The 15,532-nt window shown below is 52.5% G+C and carries 14 protein-coding genes and 2 riboswitches; of the genes, 11 read left to right on the top strand and 3 right to left on the bottom strand.

What is annotated here, in order from left to right; genetic code table 11:
• The first annotated feature begins 101 nt into the window (after nucleotides 1-101).
• Complete coding sequence (locus tag M4D81_RS12770; RefSeq protein WP_260066688.1) at nucleotides 102-1,022, top strand: proline dehydrogenase family protein; 921 nt, start codon at nucleotides 102-104, stop codon at nucleotides 1,020-1,022.
• Between the two features lie 60 nt (nucleotides 1,023-1,082).
• Here M4D81_RS12770 and M4D81_RS12765 read toward each other — a convergent pair whose 3' ends face one another.
• Nucleotides 1,083-1,547, bottom strand: a complete 465-nt coding sequence (locus M4D81_RS12765) for a hypothetical protein (RefSeq protein WP_260066686.1) — start codon at nucleotides 1,545-1,547, stop codon at nucleotides 1,083-1,085.
• Between the two features lie 132 nt (nucleotides 1,548-1,679).
• A riboswitch (cyclic di-AMP (ydaO/yuaA leader) is annotated at nucleotides 1,680-1,853 on the bottom strand.
• Nucleotides 1,854-2,389: 536 nt separating this feature from the next.
• A riboswitch (cyclic di-AMP (ydaO/yuaA leader) is annotated at nucleotides 2,390-2,558 on the top strand.
• Between the two features lie 134 nt (nucleotides 2,559-2,692).
• Here M4D81_RS12765 and M4D81_RS12760 point away from each other — a divergent pair.
• From M4D81_RS12760 to M4D81_RS12740, 6 genes are all read left to right on the top strand, one after another.
• A complete protein-coding gene (locus tag M4D81_RS12760; RefSeq protein WP_071219129.1) occupies nucleotides 2,693-3,103 on the top strand; it encodes a hypothetical protein in 411 nt (136 codons plus the stop codon).
• A gap of 154 nt (nucleotides 3,104-3,257) precedes the next feature.
• Nucleotides 3,258-3,332 carry a potassium-transporting ATPase subunit F gene (locus M4D81_RS34790; protein WP_074961812.1) on the top strand — a complete coding sequence of 25 codons (75 nt, stop codon included), beginning with the start codon at nucleotides 3,258-3,260 and terminating at the stop codon, nucleotides 3,330-3,332.
• Nucleotides 3,333-3,362: 30 nt separating this feature from the next.
• Entirely contained in the window at nucleotides 3,363-5,042 is a 1,680-nt protein-coding gene (gene kdpA, locus M4D81_RS12755; RefSeq protein WP_260066684.1) for a potassium-transporting ATPase subunit KdpA, read from the top strand.
• A 21-nt stretch (nucleotides 5,043-5,063) separates the two neighbouring features.
• Entirely contained in the window at nucleotides 5,064-7,097 is a 2,034-nt protein-coding gene (gene kdpB / locus M4D81_RS12750) for a potassium-transporting ATPase subunit KdpB (RefSeq protein ID WP_260066683.1), read from the top strand.
• Between the two features lie 79 nt (nucleotides 7,098-7,176).
• The gene (gene kdpC / locus M4D81_RS12745; protein WP_260066681.1) at nucleotides 7,177-7,803 is read left to right on the top strand and encodes a potassium-transporting ATPase subunit KdpC; all 627 of its coding nucleotides are present in this window, start codon (nucleotides 7,177-7,179) and stop codon (nucleotides 7,801-7,803) included.
• Between the two features lie 2 nt (nucleotides 7,804-7,805).
• Nucleotides 7,806-10,127 carry a histidine kinase gene (locus M4D81_RS12740; RefSeq protein WP_260066890.1) on the top strand — a complete coding sequence of 774 codons (2,322 nt, stop codon included), beginning with the start codon at nucleotides 7,806-7,808 and terminating at the stop codon, nucleotides 10,125-10,127.
• 384 nt (nucleotides 10,128-10,511) lie between these two features.
• On the opposite strand, the gene udk is transcribed toward M4D81_RS12740, so the two are convergent.
• The gene (gene udk / locus M4D81_RS12735; protein ID WP_071219124.1) at nucleotides 10,512-11,150 is read right to left on the bottom strand and encodes a uridine kinase; all 639 of its coding nucleotides are present in this window, start codon (nucleotides 11,148-11,150) and stop codon (nucleotides 10,512-10,514) included.
• A gap of 198 nt (nucleotides 11,151-11,348) precedes the next feature.
• Here udk and M4D81_RS12730 point away from each other — a divergent pair, with 198 nt between their 5' ends.
• The 4 genes from M4D81_RS12730 to comJ all read left to right on the top strand — a co-directional run bounded on the left by M4D81_RS12730 (nucleotide 11,349) and on the right by comJ (nucleotide 14,185).
• On the top strand, nucleotides 11,349-11,984 hold the full coding sequence (locus M4D81_RS12730) for a carbohydrate-binding family 9-like protein (protein ID WP_260066679.1): 636 nt from the start codon (nucleotides 11,349-11,351) through the stop codon (nucleotides 11,982-11,984).
• Nucleotides 11,985-12,326: 342 nt separating this feature from the next.
• Nucleotides 12,327-12,926 carry an SMI1/KNR4 family protein gene (locus M4D81_RS12725; RefSeq protein WP_260066889.1) on the top strand — a complete coding sequence of 200 codons (600 nt, stop codon included), beginning with the start codon at nucleotides 12,327-12,329 and terminating at the stop codon, nucleotides 12,924-12,926.
• Between the two features lie 88 nt (nucleotides 12,927-13,014).
• The gene (locus M4D81_RS12720; protein WP_260066678.1) at nucleotides 13,015-13,665 is read left to right on the top strand and encodes a hypothetical protein; all 651 of its coding nucleotides are present in this window, start codon (nucleotides 13,015-13,017) and stop codon (nucleotides 13,663-13,665) included.
• A gap of 34 nt (nucleotides 13,666-13,699) precedes the next feature.
• Complete coding sequence (gene comJ, locus M4D81_RS12715; RefSeq protein ID WP_071219121.1) at nucleotides 13,700-14,185, top strand: competence protein ComJ; 486 nt, start codon at nucleotides 13,700-13,702, stop codon at nucleotides 14,183-14,185.
• 185 nt (nucleotides 14,186-14,370) lie between these two features.
• Here the strand turns inward: comJ and M4D81_RS12710 are convergent, their stop codons facing one another.
• Nucleotides 14,371-15,486 (bottom strand): DUF3298 domain-containing protein, encoded by a 1,116-nt coding sequence (locus tag M4D81_RS12710; protein WP_260066674.1) that lies wholly within the window; start codon nucleotides 15,484-15,486, stop codon nucleotides 14,371-14,373.
• Nucleotides 15,487-15,532 lie beyond the last annotated feature (46 nt).

The following is a 15,532-nucleotide window of genomic DNA, read 5'->3' as shown; positions in this document are numbered from 1 at the left end:
CTCTATGTAAGATATGTATGTCTTCCTGCATGCCGTCATGATTTTTGCATATGAGTTAGATAGAGTGCATTTTTGGTTTACCTTGCAGAGGGGGCGCGCGCATGGACGGAACCGAGCTTTACCGCAAAGTGATCCTGACGGTGTCCGGCAATAAACTCGTGAAATGGTTGTCGATCAAGTACGGCCGGAAATTGGCGGGCCGATTCATTGCCGGCGATACCTTGGATGAGGCGCTGGATGAAATCGAGAGGCTGAACGCGAAGGGCATTCTTGTCACGCTGGACCATCTGGGGGAGGGCATCCGGACGCTGGACGAAGCAGCCGGGTATCGGGAGGAATATTTGAAGCTGGTGGAAGGGATCGCGAGGCGTGGAGTGCAGTCGAACGTATCGCTGAAACCGACGCAGATGGGCATGGCGCTGGATCTGGAGAAGGCGTACGAGAACATCAAAATGGTGGCGAAAAAGGCGAAAGAGCACCGCAATTTCGTTCGCCTGGATATGGAGGATTCGCCATACACCCAGGCGACGATTGATATGACGCTGCGGCTCCATAAGGAGGGGCTGACCAACGTGGGGACCGTAATGCAAGCCTACTTGTTCCGTACGGAGGAGGACGTCAACAATTTGATGCATGCTGGCGTAAATCTGCGGTTGGTCAAGGGGGCGTACAAAGAGCCGGGAACCATCGCCTTTCAGCAGAAGCGGGAGGTCATTGACAACTATAAGAAGTTGATCAAAATGCATTTTGATCAGGGAGCCTACGTCGCGATTGCTTCGCACGACGACAACATCATCGACTGGGTGAAGGTGTTTGCCGAGCAGAGCCGCATAGGCAAACAGGAATTTGAGTTTCAGATGCTGTACGGGCTGCGGATGAACGATCAGGCTGCGCTTGCGCAGGACGGCTACCGTATCCGGTGTTATATGCCCTACGGAACGATGTGGTACCCGTATTTCACCCGGCGGCTGGCAGAGAAGCCGGCCAACCTGATGATGGTGCTCAAAAATATGTTCAAGTGAGCGGGGGAAAACAGCCAATTGCAATGGAAGCGAGAACGGTAGCTCTTTCTAGCAGCTGTCCTAGAAGGAATAATACGCCTCCGAGCAGTCCATCAGGAAGGAACGCTCCAGCGGCAGGCTGCCTAACCGCTTCCGGGTGATGTGCTGTTGCAGATTGGCCTCCAGATCGGCGAGGGCCGATACGGCGAGCTGCATTCGTACGGATCCCCACTGCTGCTGCTTCTGGGCATAGCGAACGGCCTCGGTCACGGGCATACCTCTCAGCCTCGTAAAGACGGATGCCCAGCGGACCAGATCCGCGAATTCTCTTGTGCTTGGAAGCGCATATTCGGCATACCCGGCCGCGTCTTTACAGCTGATTTTGAACAACCCGCAGTTCCAATCTCGGTCGCTCCAGGGGATAAAGCGTTCAGCCGAGCCCCGGTCGAAACGATATATCTCCATGCAGCGGATGAGCTCTGCATTTAATGCAGGCGATGTGGTTTCGATGACGGGGGCCAGTGCGGCCTCGATGAGTTTCGTCATGGTCTACGCTCCTTTATAGGAATGTTATATGCACGGCAAAAAGGCCCGGTGAGCAGAGTAACCCCGCTCTCCAGGCCTATTTATCGTTAGAGGCCCTGCTACAGTGGCCGCTTCGCTTAAGGCTCGGGTGGTGTTCTCTCTCAAATCGCGCCTACGAGGTTAGCTGACGGATTCGGGCTTGAGAGCACCCTACCGCGATGCCTGATCATCAGGCCTGCGGATTCACCCCATTCACCAACAGAAGCTCCGTTGGCGGTTTTGGTTCCCCCGTCTCCCGATCTGTCGAGAGCTCAGCGTAAACGAATGTTTCGAATGATGGATGAATCATACGCCGGAGGACTCTAAAAGTAAATGGCCATATTGAACGGATACATTCCGAAAATCGATGAAAACCGTAAAAGAAAACGCTTACATTCGGTCGTGACATCTATTATCATGGCAAAATCTCGGTATCTCGATAGATTGCGATAAATACAAGAAAACAAGAGAAATACATAGTATAGAGCAGAATTCAGGAGATAATGGAGCGAAATCGGTCAGATCCTGTTCGACATAAGGCTACATGTGTTTTTGCTCACATTTACTTCCTGCAAGGCCGGACGTATGATACGAACTATGAATTGACGGACATCGGCGGTTGGCATACAGGCAGCCGTTCCATGAAGACCTAAAGGCTGTGTGAGAGCTGCCGTGCTCTTTATGGATCGAATCTCGGGCGAGGGCAACATGGGCCTTCGCTGGAAATGCAGGATGATGCGACTCTCACCGCTCGAACCTGAAGCTGTGCTGTTTTGTCGGACCTGGATGTTAGTCAATGGCTAATAGAATAACATGCTACTCGTTTTTAATTTTCGCTGAGTCCTTGAATGGAAAAGGAACGGGGGAACCAGTCGGGAGATGCATTTGATCTCTCAGGGGTGAATCCCATGGACAAGATAACGGTCTATGGGTAGGGCGACTCTCACGCCCGAATCCGTCAGCTAACCTCGTAAGCGTATCGAGAGAGGCAACGATTGTCGTGGACTTGGGCCACGGTGTATTTCACCGTGTTCTGATGAAGAAGCCTGCGGGAAGAGTTCTTCTCTTTCCCCAGGCTTCTTTGTTGTTGTCTTCTCTTTCTGAACTTTTTAGGAGGAGAACAAAAGATGGAGAAACCGCAGGAGTTTATCCTGGTATCCGCGCCGAACAAGGCCGGGGAAGAATTTATCCGCCAGCTGATCTATATGCGCATTTCGTTTGCGGCCATAGCCAACAACCGGGTTGAGCAGGAGAGGCTGCGAGAACTAGGCTGCACCAACATGATTCTTATCGATACAAGGGATGAACAAACCTGGATCATTCCCGAGTTTCCCGTCAGCAAGGTGTATTTGTTCGAAAGCAGCTTGAACCTGTGCTGCCGCTATTTACGGATCTGCCGGACATGGACGACGGAGTCGATTTATGTGATTACCCATTCCAGCAATCCGCGATTGATATACAAGGGACTGGGTGCCGATGTGGTGCTTCATACGAACCATCATCAGGTATCCTTCCTGATTACATCCATTGTCAGCTAAGCTTCTTGGCTGATGTGACCATGAGGTTTTAGGAGGTTGTATTCATGCAGGATTTATATATGGTGCTTATCTTGGGAGGAACCTACGGACTGCTCATGCTGTTTATGTCCTGGTGCGGACGGGTCATTTCGGAACCGGAGGTGGATTAGTCGTGATGATCATTTTAATATGCACGCTCTTTATTTTTCTATATTTGATTTATGCGCTGATTCACCCTGAAAAATTCTAGGGGAACAGCTGAAGGAGGAAGGCATTCGTCATGGGCATTTTACAAATTGCCATCGTTATACTCGTTCTGGTGCTGCTGGTAAAGCCGCTCGGAACTTATCTATATCAGGTGTTTCGCAATGAGGGGAATGGAACGGATAAATGGTTCTCCTGGTTGGAGAAACCGATCTTCGCACTGATTGGCTTGAAAGAACGCAAGGGAATGACATGGAAAGGGTATGCCATCAGCTTTGTGATAACAAATATCGTGCTCGTCGCGGCGGGGTATTTGATTCTGCGGATGCAGAGAGTATTGCCCTTCAACCCGAACGGTATCGACAATATGGAATCGACCTTGTCATTTTCTACGATCATCAGCTTTATGACCAATACGAATCTTCAGCATTACAGCGGGGAGTCGGGATTATCCTATATGGCCCAGATGGCCGTCATTACGATGATGATGTTCACGTCCGCGGCGACCGGGCTGTGCGTGGCGATTGCGTTTATCCGGGCGGTGACCAGCAAAGGTACAACCGTTGGCAACTTTTTTGAGGATTTCGTCAAAGCCCACACCCGGGTGTTCATCCCGGCCGCATTTATCATTGCGATGGTACTGGTTGCGCTGCAGGTGCCGCAGACTTTGCAGCCTACGCTCAGCGTCACGACGCTTCAAGGAAGCGAGCAGCAAATAGCTGTAGGGCCGGTGGCTGCACTGGAATCGATCAAGCACCTGGGCACCAATGGCGGCGGGTTTATGGGGGTGAACTCGGCGCATCCGTTCGAGAACCCGTCCCCGCTGACCAATGTCATCGAAATCCTGTGCATGTGGAGTCTTGGGGCGGCGCTTCCGTATACATTTGGTTTGTTCGCGAAGAGCCGCAGACAAGGATGGATCATCTTCTCTGTGATGATGACCTTGTTCATCGGATTTCTGTCGCTGAACTATGCGGCTGAAACCAATGGCAATCCGGCGTTGAATCGGCTGGGCATCGACGCATCGCAAGGCAGCATGGAGGGCAAGGAAGTTCGGTTCGGGGTCGCCCAATCCTCCCTGTTCACCACGGTGACGACCGCGGCCACGACCGGGTCGGTCAACAACATGCATGATACGCTCACGCCGCTTGGAGGGATTACGCCGCTGTCCCTGATGATGCTGAACTCCGTTTTTGGCGGAAAAGGCGTCGGGCTGATGAACATGCTCATGTATGCAATATTGGCAGTGTTCCTGGCCGGTCTTATGGTTGGCCGAACACCCGAATTTCTAGGGAGGAAAATAGAGGCGCGGGAGATGAAGCTGATTGCGGTTGTTATCCTGGTGCATCCATTGATCATCCTGGCTCCGACCGCACTTGCGCTGATGACGGATGCAGGGCAGGCGGGCATTACCAATGCGGGCTTTCATGGCATCTCGCAGGTATTGTACGAATACACGTCTTCCGCGGCCAATAACGGTTCCGGATTTGAAGGTCTGTCGGATAACACGCCGTTCTGGAATATCACAACCGGACTGGTCATGCTATTCGGGCGTTACATTTCGATGATTGCCTTGCTGGCAGTGGGCGGCTCGTTGATGCGGAAGCAATGGGTTCCCGAGACGCTCGGGACGTTCCGGACAGATAATAAGCTGTTTGCCGGCATTCTGATCGCGGTGGTTCTGATTATCGGTGCATTGACCTTCCTGCCAGTACTTGTGCTCGGTCCGATTGCTGAGCATCTGACGATCCGTTAATAGAAAAGGTGGCCTATTTCCATGAATAATACGAGAAAAAAAGCGATGTCCAAAGAGATGGTCCGTCAGGCGCTGAGGGACAGCTTCACGAAGCTGAATCCCGTCCTGATGATGAGAAATCCGGTCATGTTTGTTGTGGAAGCCGGGACTCTGGTTGTTCTGTTGATGACGTTATTTCCATCCTATTTCGGGACAGAGGGCAATACCGGATTTAATGTGATTGTGTTTGTCATTCTGCTGTTGACGCTGCTGTTTGCAAACTTCGCAGAGGCGCTTGCCGAAGGACGCGGAAAGGCGCAGGCCGATTCCCTTAAGCAGTCGAAGCAGGAAATGACGGCACATAAAGTGATGGAGAACGGAGGGGTACAATCCGTGCCGTCCACGGATCTTCGCAAAGGAGATATCGTGATCGTCACGCAGGGCGAGATGATTCCCGGGGACGGGGAAGTCATTGCGGGCCTTGCGTCCGTTGACGAATCGGCGATTACCGGCGAGTCCGCCCCCGTCATTAAAGAAGCCGGCGGCGATTTCAGTTCGGTCACCGGGGGGACGCGGGTTGTCAGCGATACGATCCGCGTCCGGATTACGAGCGATCCCGGGGAATCGTTTATCGACCGGATGATCTCGCTTGTTGAAGGAGCCTCTCGCCAGAAGACGCCGAATGAAATTGCGCTGAATACGCTGTTGATCGTCTTAACGCTGATATTCCTGATCGTTGTCGTTACGCTGGCTCCGATTGCGAAGTATCTTGGCATCGAGCTGTCCGTTCCGGTGCTGATCTCGCTGCTGGTATGTCTCATCCCGACCACGATCGGGGGATTGCTGTCGGCGATCGGGATTGCCGGCATGGACCGGGTGACGCAGTTCAATGTGCTGGCGATGTCGGGCAAGGCGGTGGAGGCTGCCGGTGACATCAATACGATGATTCTGGATAAGACGGGTACCATTACGTTCGGGAACCGGATGGCCAGCCAGTTGATTGCCGTCGGCGGCGAATCGCACGCATCGCTTTCGCAATGGGCAGGTGTGAGCTCGCTGCTGGATGAAACGCCGGAAGGACGTTCCGTGCTGGAACTGCTGAAGCAGGAAGGTCTCGAAGCAGATTCAAGCATGACGGCTGAGGCGGAATTCATCGGATTTAAGGCAGAGACCCGGATGAGTGGGATGGACCTCAAGGATGGGCGAAAAGTCCGCAAGGGTGCGGTGGATGCCGTCAAGGCTTGGGTGTTGTCGCAAGGAGGCTCCATCCCTTCGGATTTGACGGCAAACGCTGACGCCATCGCGATAGAGGGTGGAACCCCGCTCGCTGTTGCCGTGGATAACCGCATCTATGGTCTAATCTACTTGAAGGATACCGTGAAGCCGGGGATGAAGGAACGGTTTGACCAGCTGCGTCGGATGGGCATCAAGACGATTATGTGCACGGGCGACAATCCGCTCACCGCAGCGACGATTGCCCGAGAAGCAGGCGTCGATGATTATATCGCCGAGAGCAAGCCCGAGGATAAGATTGCCGTGATCCGCCGAGAACAAGCCGAAGGCAAGCTGGTTGCGATGACTGGTGACGGTACGAACGACGCCCCGGCGCTGGCCCAGGCCGATGTAGGGCTGGCGATGAACAGCGGTACCACCGCAGCCAAGGAGGCGGCCAATATGGTGGATCTGGATTCGGATCCATCGAAGATTATCGAGGTGGTTGCCATCGGCAAGCAGCTGCTAATGACGCGCGGCGCGCTGACTACGTTCAGCGTCGCGAACGATGTCGCCAAATATTTTGCCATCATTCCGGCAATGTTCGCACCCGCCATTCCAAGCATGAATGTTCTGAATGTTATGGGACTGGGTTCTCCCATGTCGGCGATACTGTCGGCGCTGATCTTTAATGCCATCATCATTCCGCTGCTCATTCCGCTTGCGATGAAGGGCGTGGCTTATAAACCGATGAGCTCGTCGAAGCTGCTGCAGCGCAATGTGCTGGTCTATGGCTTAGGCGGCGTGATCGTACCGTTCCTCGGGATTAAGCTGATCGACATGATCGTCCATCTATGGATCTAGATATGATAATCGTACCGGGGAATAGAGATAACTCGAAAATGGTTTACGTGGAAGATATGAAGGAAGGGATCGAGGAACCATGAATAATCCATTGCAAAAATCATCACCGGCACCTCATGCTGTGGCGGATGCGGCCCGTATCTCCCTGGGCATGGCCCTAAGAACGAGCCTTGTATTTATCGTGTTATGCGGGGTTCTCTATCCGCTGATTACGACGGGAGCCGCGCAGCTGCTCATGCCGAAGCAAGCTGGCGGCAGCTTGGTCACGGATTCCGGCGGAAAGGTGGTCGGATCGGAATTGATCGGCCAGAACTTTACGGAGCCTCAATATTTTCACGGCAGGGTGTCCAGCATTGAATATAACGGAGCCGGCTCAGGCAGCAATAACTATGCACCTTCCAACCCGGACCTGATCGATCGGACGAAGGCCTCGATTGAAGCGTGGAAGGAGAGCAACCCGGACGTTCCGGTGAGCAAGGTTCCGATGGATCTGGTTACGAATTCCGCCTCCGGATTGGATCCACACATCTCGCCACAGGCCGCGGAAATTCAGATTCCGCGGATCAGCAAGCTGACCGGAATTACGGAGGCAGAACTTAATCAGTTGGTAGAGGAGCATATAGAGGGACGGGACTTGGGCGTGTTCGGTGAACCGCGCGTCAATGTGTTGAAGCTGAACCTGGCGCTTGCCGAGCTTTTTGATTGATCATGGACCCGTTTCGGAGAAAATCACCGGAGGAAATTTTAAGGTCGATTGCGAAGCTCCACCATGGAAGGCTTAAGGTATATATCGGGGCCGTAAGCGGTTCGGGAAAAACCTATCATATGCTTCGCGAAGGACATACCTTGAGACTGCAAGGCATCGATGTTGTCATATGCGCGGTATCCACGATGCAGCGTCCGGAAACGGTCGAGCAGGTCCGGAATCTGGAGCGGGTGCCCAGCATCCATTGGGTGGAGAACGGCGTAAAGAAGAAGGATCTTGATCTGGATCTGCTGGTGCAGCGCAACCCGGAGGTGGTACTTGTCGATGGGCTTGCCCACCGGAACCGGAAGGGGGCGAAGCATGCCACGCGGCTGGATGACATCCGATTTCTGTTAAGCCGGGGGATTAGCGTCATCACGACGGTCAATGTGTATGAGCTGGAGGACGTCCAGGGTATTGCAGTCAAGCTGACAGGCATTAAGGCTAGTTATACGGTTCCTGCCGATACGCTAGAAAACGCAGACGAGGTGGTGCTCATTGATGTAACGCCTGAAACGATGCTGGAGCGGGCACAAGGCGGCTTGCTCGGGGATGGCAGCGTATGGAAGGAGGGTAATCTGGCCGTGCTTCGGGAGCTAACGCTTCGCCTCGTAGCAGAAGGGGTAAACCACTCGCTGGAGCGGCACCGTAAGGAACGGGGATTGGTCGGCCCATCGGGAGCCCATGAGCGAATATTGGTATCCACCCAGTATCATTGGAACGGATCCATTTATATGCGGCGCGGACAGCAGATCGCGAAGAGATTGAACGGCGAGCTTATGGCCGTTACGTTTGTGAATCCGAGGTTAGAGCTCACGAAAGAGCAGGCGGCCTTCAAGCGATCTTTGCTGAAACTGTCGGAGCGTATCGGCGTCAAGCTTGAAGAGCTTCCTCTCCGCTCGCGTAGGAAGCTGGCCGACGTGCTTGTTCAATATGCGTTGGAGCACCATGTGACCCGCATTGTGCTGGGTCACTCGAAGCAGACCCGCCCGCAAGAGATGCGGCAGGGCTCGCTCCTTCAGGATCTGCTGAAGAAAACGCGCGGGATCGATATATTTATTGTGGCAGATCGGGCGGCGCATGACGGAGAACGGATCATCCCGGCGCAGATCCATCCGCGGCGAGTTTCCTCCGATTCGTTTCACCGATTGAATGAGCAAGAGCTGGACCGGAAGATGGAGCAGGTCAAGCGCGGGCGGTTTAAAGTCTATATCGGGGCTGCTCCGGGCGTGGGCAAGACGTATGCGATGCTGCGCGAAGGCAATGATCTGCTAAAGAAGGAGTTGGCCGTTCTTACCGGACTGTTGGAGACGCACGGCCGGATGGATACGCGATCACAGATCGGTGATCTTGAGGTTCTTCCGCGCAAAGAGATGGACTACCAGGGATCACGCCTTGAGGAGATGGATACCGATGAGATCATTCGTCGCAGGCCTGACGTGGTTCTTGTGGATGAGCTGGCGCATACGAATGTTCCCGGAAGCCAGCACAAGAAACGGTATGAAGACGTGCTGGATATTCTGTCGGCCGGCATCTCCGTCATTACGACCATGAACGTGCAGCATTTGGAGAGCTTGAATGATGCCGTCAAGCAAATGACCGGCGTTCGTGTTCGCGAGACGGTGCCTGATCATATTCTGCAATTGGCCGATGAGGTTCAGCTCATCGACGTCACGCCGGAGTCGCTGCGGCAGCGGATGAAGGACGGGAAAATTTATGCGCCGGAGAAAATCCCGCAAGCCCTTGGACATTTTTTTAAGACGGGAAATCTCATTGCCTTAAGAGAGCTTGCCTTAAGAGAAATTGCGGATGATGTGGACGAGAGACTGGAGTCATGGCAGCGCAGCAGTTCGCTGCGGGGGCCGTGGCGGCGCGAGGAGATTATCTATGTCATACTTGGTGAAGGTCCCCAGGGAGAGCGGCTCATTCGCCGCGGCTTCCGGATCGCCCATCGGCTGAAAGCGGCCTGGTATGTGGCATTCCCTCTGGAGCGGCATCACAGTCTGCCTCTTGATGACGAACAGCGCCTGACGGCGCTTCAGACTTTAACGGAACGTCTCGGGGGAACGTTCACTGTGCTGCCGGTAAACAAGGGGCCAACCCGCGCCGTTTCTTCTCAATTGGTCGCAGCAGCAGATGCGGTCAAGGCCACCCAGTTGATTATCGGGCAGCCGCAGATGGCCGGATGGAAGCTGTACGCCCAGCGGAGAATGATCCGGGGCCTGCTAAGAAGCGCAAGGCATATGGATGTGCTGGTGGTTGCGGATTACGATCCGCACGTTTGACGGCTTAAGCGGAGGGAGCTGAACGTTTTGAGAGGAGCGGGGACACAAGAGGCATTGAAAATGCAGGAAATGCAGGAAATGCAGCAAACGCAGTAAACGCAGCAAACGCAGTAAACGCAGGAAACCGCAGTAGACGCGGAGAACGCAACAATTCGGAAAGCAAGAACACCGAGAACGAACATGGAACGAACATGGAACGAACCCTCCGGAAGGCAAGAACACAGAAACCCAACAAACGTGGAAACGGAAGAACGCAAACATGACGAGTGAGTTATGCAATACTAACACAATTGACACGGATAACACCAAAAAGCCCACAGACCTATAATTAAAAGGTCCTGTGGGCTTTTCCATGCTGCCAAACTGCTGATACGCAGGCTTGTCCTATGATTCACCCGACAATGTGCGGTCGCCGGTCAAATATTTCTCGGTCAAGATGGAGAGCAGGCGAATGCCGACTTCATTCTCTCCGCCTTCGGGAATGATCAGGTCGGCGTACTTCTTGGAGGGTTCGATGAACGCCTCATGCATCGGCTTGACGGTTGTCAGATACTGATTATGGATCGACTGGATGGTCCGGCCGCGGTCCTCGATATCGCGTACGACCCGGCGAAGCAGGCGTACATCGGGATCGGTATCCACAAACACTTTAATGTGAAGCAGCTTGCGCAGATTCTCATCGGACAGCACGTGCAGGCCTTCAATGATGACGATGTTGTTCGGCTTCAGTTCGATGGTCTGATCCGTGAAACGGGCATGGGCGGTAAAATCATACACCGGTGCGAATGCGGGCTGTCCGGTTTTCAAAATGCCGAGATGTTCGACAAGCAGTTCGTTGTCAAAGGCAAACGGATGATCATAGTTAATCGCTTCGCGTTCCTCGAAACTGAGCTCCTTATGATCCTTGTAATAGTTATCCTGCGAAATAAAAGTGACTTTATCTGAACCAAGACGGTCAATGACAGAGCGGGCAACCGTCGTTTTGCCCGATCCGGTGCCGCCGGCGATACCAATTATGAGCATGGCGAATCCATAACCCTCCCTAGAGTTTGCAATTTTATTATTGTAGCACAGCATGCGCTTATTTTCACTATGGGGACATAGAGCAAAAGATGGGATTTCCCCTATGTTCTTTATTCTTACCATGGAATAGCTAACCGAATCTGTATGTCTTATCATAGAGGATAGACTAACCATTGAATTTTTTTCGGAGGGATGATCATGCATTATACGGCAATTTACTCATGCAAGCCCGCCCTATACATCCAGCAGGAAGAGCATCGTGGGAACATCGATTGGAACCGGTATGAAGCGGTAGCCCTGAGCGATACCGTGACCGGGCTTGCTGCAAAGGAAGCGACCGAGGTTCGCGCCTGCTGGAGCTCCGAATACCTTTATGTACGGTTTGTTTGCCAGGATTCTCATATCGTATCGGAGTACCAGCATCGGGATGATCCGCTGTATGAACAGGATGTCGTGGAATTGTTTATAGACGAAGCAGGAACGGGAATGGAATATATCGAGCTTGAGGTGAGTCCGAACAATATTATATTTGACGCCCTGATCCGTAATGATGGAGGGAAGTCGATCACAAGCAGCGATATTCATTGGGATCTTACCGGTCTTCAAACCTCGGTAGAGCATGACGGTAAGGGGAATTTGATTTATGAAATTCGCATTCCGGCTGCGACCTTCAAGAATCCTCCGCAAGCGGGACGAAGCTGGAACGTGAATTTTTACCGCATTGATGAGGACACCGAAGGAAACCGGGAATATCAGGCATGGAGCCCGACCGGTGAGGTGAATTACCATATTCCTTCGCGTTTTGGGAAGCTGGAGTTTGTCGATGTGATTTAGCATATCCATATAAACCAGAAGGCCGCATCGGTGGATTTTTATATCTGCAGTGCGGCATTCTTGTGTTAATCCTCCGATAGGAGAACGGGCTATCTCTGTCCCGCAATGGCCTATCCCTGGTATCGAATTAGCTGATTCCGGTCATGAAATAGCTGCGCTTCAGCAGCCAGAAATCCCCCAGGGTGTTTTCATAAAAGAACCAAAACGAACATCTCAAGAGGGATTTTGTCCCTTTTTTTGCATGCCGCAGGACATGTTGTTTTCATTGCAGCGTTCTATATACTTTTTAGTAAAAGGAAGCACTCGGCTTTGAGTGAACATGCAATCAACGGAGGTTATTTTATGAATGCTGTCATGGATAGACTGATGCTCGAGCTTGAGCAGCAGTTGGAGGAGAAGGTCGCCGAAGATCTTCGGGATTTGCTGGATGAATATAAACAATTGGAGGGGGCGGCACCTGACCAATTTCAACTTTTTGAAGCGGAGTTCGGGATCGAGCTGCCGCAGGACTTTCGTTCGTTTTACAGTAAGAAGAACGGCAGCGGATATGGGTTTCACGTGCTCTACCCCGGTAATGAAGGGGATGGGGAATACACGCCGTTTTATCTGATGAGCCTGGATGAGATGAGGGAGGTCAAAGCTTATTTCTGCGAACGGGATGAACCGCTGGATGCGTATTACAGTCCGGAGGAAATACAGCAGCTGGATCCGGAGATTAAGCCGTACCTGTTTCACAAGGCTTGGTATCCGTTTGCCACGATGGCAGGCGGGTCGTTGTATCTGATGCTGGATTTCGATCCGGCTGAGCCGGGAACGTCCGGGCAGATCATCATGTACGTGCATGATCCTGATTTTGTGTATTATATCGCGCCTTCCTTCACGGAGCTGCTTCAGGCGTCAAACCGCAATCTGCGCACCGATATTGAAGAGGTGGGCTACTGATGGAACGCCACGAAGCCTCCTGATGCTTGCAACAGCGTCGCTTGTGCGGGTCATCTGAAGAGAAGGACTTGCGAGGGGAGGTGACAGCATGAAAGGCAGGCGGGTCCTCTGGGGAGTGATCATACTGGTGGCAGCCACGTTGTTGATACCTGGTTACTTTATTGGGCGCACGTATGGGCTTTTTCAGAATGAGGTGGTCCTGGCCAAATACCAGCTGGCCGTTGATGTGGATGGTGAACAAGTAGATGCTTGGCCGCTGCTGGCCGGCTTTGCCGCAACCGATAAACAAGGGGAACTTCGTCCGTTGTACTACAGGTTGGAAGGGTCTGACCTCAACATGCTGTATCAATTGGCATATGGGCAGTTCGAGGTGGAGGCTTCAAAGGATAATCCTTTCTTGGCAGGGAGGGTCCAGTATGGCCATCTGGAGAACGATTATATCAAGACGCAAAAAGAGTATGTGAACGCAAAGGAATGCCGGCAGAACATGATCTTTTATAATGACCGTAAAGAGCCGATATTTACATATGATCCGGACGCCAAGGCGGATGGGGAGATGGTGAAAGAAATAATCACCGCAGGCATGACACGTTCCAACGGCCAAGGAGGATCGGGAGTCGTAGAGGACAAGTATCTGAATGTCACCCGATTGTTCGAGGAGAAGCTGGGCATCAGCATGCGGGTCCAGGTGGATAAGGAACGCAGGCTGGCCACGCTCCATCTGGAGCGGCTTAAATAGAATGCAGGTATCTAAAAAGCGAGGTGTTTTACATATGCAGCATACGAAAATGACTCAAGAGGTGGACCTCACTATTTCGCACCATCAGATCCAAGTCCGCTCACGGGACTTTGATGAGGATTTGTGCCAATGGGGAGAAACCAATATCAAGCAGGGCGTTGTCATACATCCCGGTTATCTCACCTTTGATCCTATCCCTGATGATGCATTCGGCGCCTGGGTGAAGCTGGCCTTGAAAGAGGCGTTCATCGAAGATCCGAAAGCGCAGCGGCGGATGGTCGTGCCGTTTGACGTTCTGGATCCCGGGAAGCTGGAGCTGTTGTCGGTCATGTCGGACGCCGCTATTGAGCTTCCGCTGCAAGCAGCGCGATATGCACTGTACTTTGAGATTTGCGAGGATGAAGAAGTGTATTATCGCTTCACTTTTGTTTATGAGGGAGAAAGGGTTCAAGCTCGGTATCTGATGGATGATGAATGGGGCGGCAAGGCTGGAGAAGCATTGTCGTTGGGGTATTGTTGACGGATTGCTGCACTATAACAGGCAGCGGAAGGCCTCGCTTGAGGTAAACGTTTTTAACTTAACATGAAAATATGAAGAGGCCGTCTCCGTGTTGGAGAGGGCCTCTTTTTTACCGTATGCTGTGCTGTCCCTGCCTGTGGAAAGATCGTGTGCAGGAGGCGCAGATGTTAAATAGGGTGGATCTATTATTTTGCAGCGGTCACCGTTATCTGGCCATGCTTGCTCTGATCTGCATTCAGATTCAGAACGTCTGTCAGGAAAGCAAGCGGAACATAGACGTGGCCTTTTTTCATGACAGGAGCCGAACCCAGCGAACGTGGGGCCATTTTGCCCAAAGTGTAAGCATCCTTGTTCAGCTTCACCGCGCTCCAGACGGCTCCCTTGGAGATTTCCGTGGTTTTGCTCTTGCCGTTCCACTTGACATTGAACTGCAGCTGGCGCAGCACGGATACCTGAACCATGAGCTTGCCGTTGTTATCTTTGTAATAAGCGCCTGATTTCAACACGGCTGCAGCAGGCTTTATGTTGGATCCTTTACCCGGCAGCTTTACGGCAAATTCCGGTGTACCTGTGGCTCCAGGGGCAATGCTGTATTTTTGGAATACGATATAGGCCTTTCCGTCCGCGACATAGAAGGCTTGCTCCGCGTCTATGCCTTGAAACCCGTCTTCGTTCGCGAAGTAATGGTCTTGATCCGCGGCAATCGCCGTTTTGACCGCTTGATCCACGATGGATTTGTAATCCTTGCCGAACAGGTCTTCAAGCGTCACGCGCTGTGCTTCGGCTTCGTTCGTGAAGTTGTACGTATCCACGCGGGGATCGCCATTGTTCATCCCGATGCCTTCGGTGATGACCTTAAGGGAGATCAAGCTGTCGTCTTTACCATCCGATGTGAGCTCATAAGTGATGTTCAGATGATAAGGGTGCATGGTATAGCCGTTCTTTTGTGCATTTGCAGCAGCTTCCGCCGCTTCTTTCTCCCATTTGTCCATATCCTTGGAGGCATGGGATTCGATAATGTCGTTCAACTGGTCTTGATATTTGGCGTCAGTCAAACCTTGTAATACAGGGATCTTAATATTGGTTTCCAGCCATTTTTGCTTGGATTGCAGCGTTTTGGATGTTATCAGTTGCGGGGCAACGGTTGGAGCGGTCACCCGATTCGTGCTCGCTGCAGCTTTGGTTTCGGCATGGACATGAGCGGATGGCAGACCCGAAGCGGAGATCATCAGGATGCCCGCTAATCCGGCAGCCGCCAGGGTTTTGGTGATTGGGGTTGTGTGCTTCATTGTTTTTTTCATGTTATGTTACCTCCATGTATATGGTTGATATCTACTATTTGTGATC

The organism is Paenibacillus sp. p3-SID867 (genome assembly GCF_025142895.1).
Taxonomy (GTDB): domain Bacteria; phylum Bacillota; class Bacilli; order Paenibacillales; family Paenibacillaceae; genus Paenibacillus_AQ.
The sequence above is the reverse complement of the archived record's forward strand: the minus strand, read 5'-3'. Positions and strand labels throughout refer to the sequence as shown.

Bases quoted from the DNA above. Each gene is read 5' to 3' on its own strand.
- M4D81_RS12770 (WP_260066688.1), top strand. From the start codon at position 102: ATGGACGGAACCGAGCTTTACCGCAAAGTGATCCTGACGGTGTCCGGC.
- M4D81_RS12765 (WP_260066686.1), bottom strand. From the start codon at position 1,547: ATGACGAAACTCATCGAGGCCGCACTGGCCCCCGTCATCGAAACCACA.
- M4D81_RS12760 (WP_071219129.1), top strand. From the start codon at position 2,693: ATGGAGAAACCGCAGGAGTTTATCCTGGTATCCGCGCCGAACAAGGCC.
- kdpA (WP_260066684.1), top strand. From the start codon at position 3,363: ATGGGCATTTTACAAATTGCCATCGTTATACTCGTTCTGGTGCTGCTG.
- kdpB (WP_260066683.1), top strand. From the start codon at position 5,064: ATGAATAATACGAGAAAAAAAGCGATGTCCAAAGAGATGGTCCGTCAG.
- kdpC (WP_260066681.1), top strand. From the start codon at position 7,177: ATGAATAATCCATTGCAAAAATCATCACCGGCACCTCATGCTGTGGCG.
- M4D81_RS12740 (WP_260066890.1), top strand. From the start codon at position 7,806: ATGGACCCGTTTCGGAGAAAATCACCGGAGGAAATTTTAAGGTCGATT.
- udk (WP_071219124.1), bottom strand. From the start codon at position 11,150: ATGCTCATAATTGGTATCGCCGGCGGCACCGGATCGGGCAAAACGACG.
- M4D81_RS12730 (WP_260066679.1), top strand. From the start codon at position 11,349: ATGCATTATACGGCAATTTACTCATGCAAGCCCGCCCTATACATCCAG.
- M4D81_RS12725 (WP_260066889.1), top strand. From the start codon at position 12,327: ATGAATGCTGTCATGGATAGACTGATGCTCGAGCTTGAGCAGCAGTTG.
- M4D81_RS12720 (WP_260066678.1), top strand. From the start codon at position 13,015: ATGAAAGGCAGGCGGGTCCTCTGGGGAGTGATCATACTGGTGGCAGCC.
- comJ (WP_071219121.1), top strand. From the start codon at position 13,700: ATGCAGCATACGAAAATGACTCAAGAGGTGGACCTCACTATTTCGCAC.
- M4D81_RS12710 (WP_260066674.1), bottom strand. From the start codon at position 15,486: ATGAAAAAAACAATGAAGCACACAACCCCAATCACCAAAACCCTGGCG.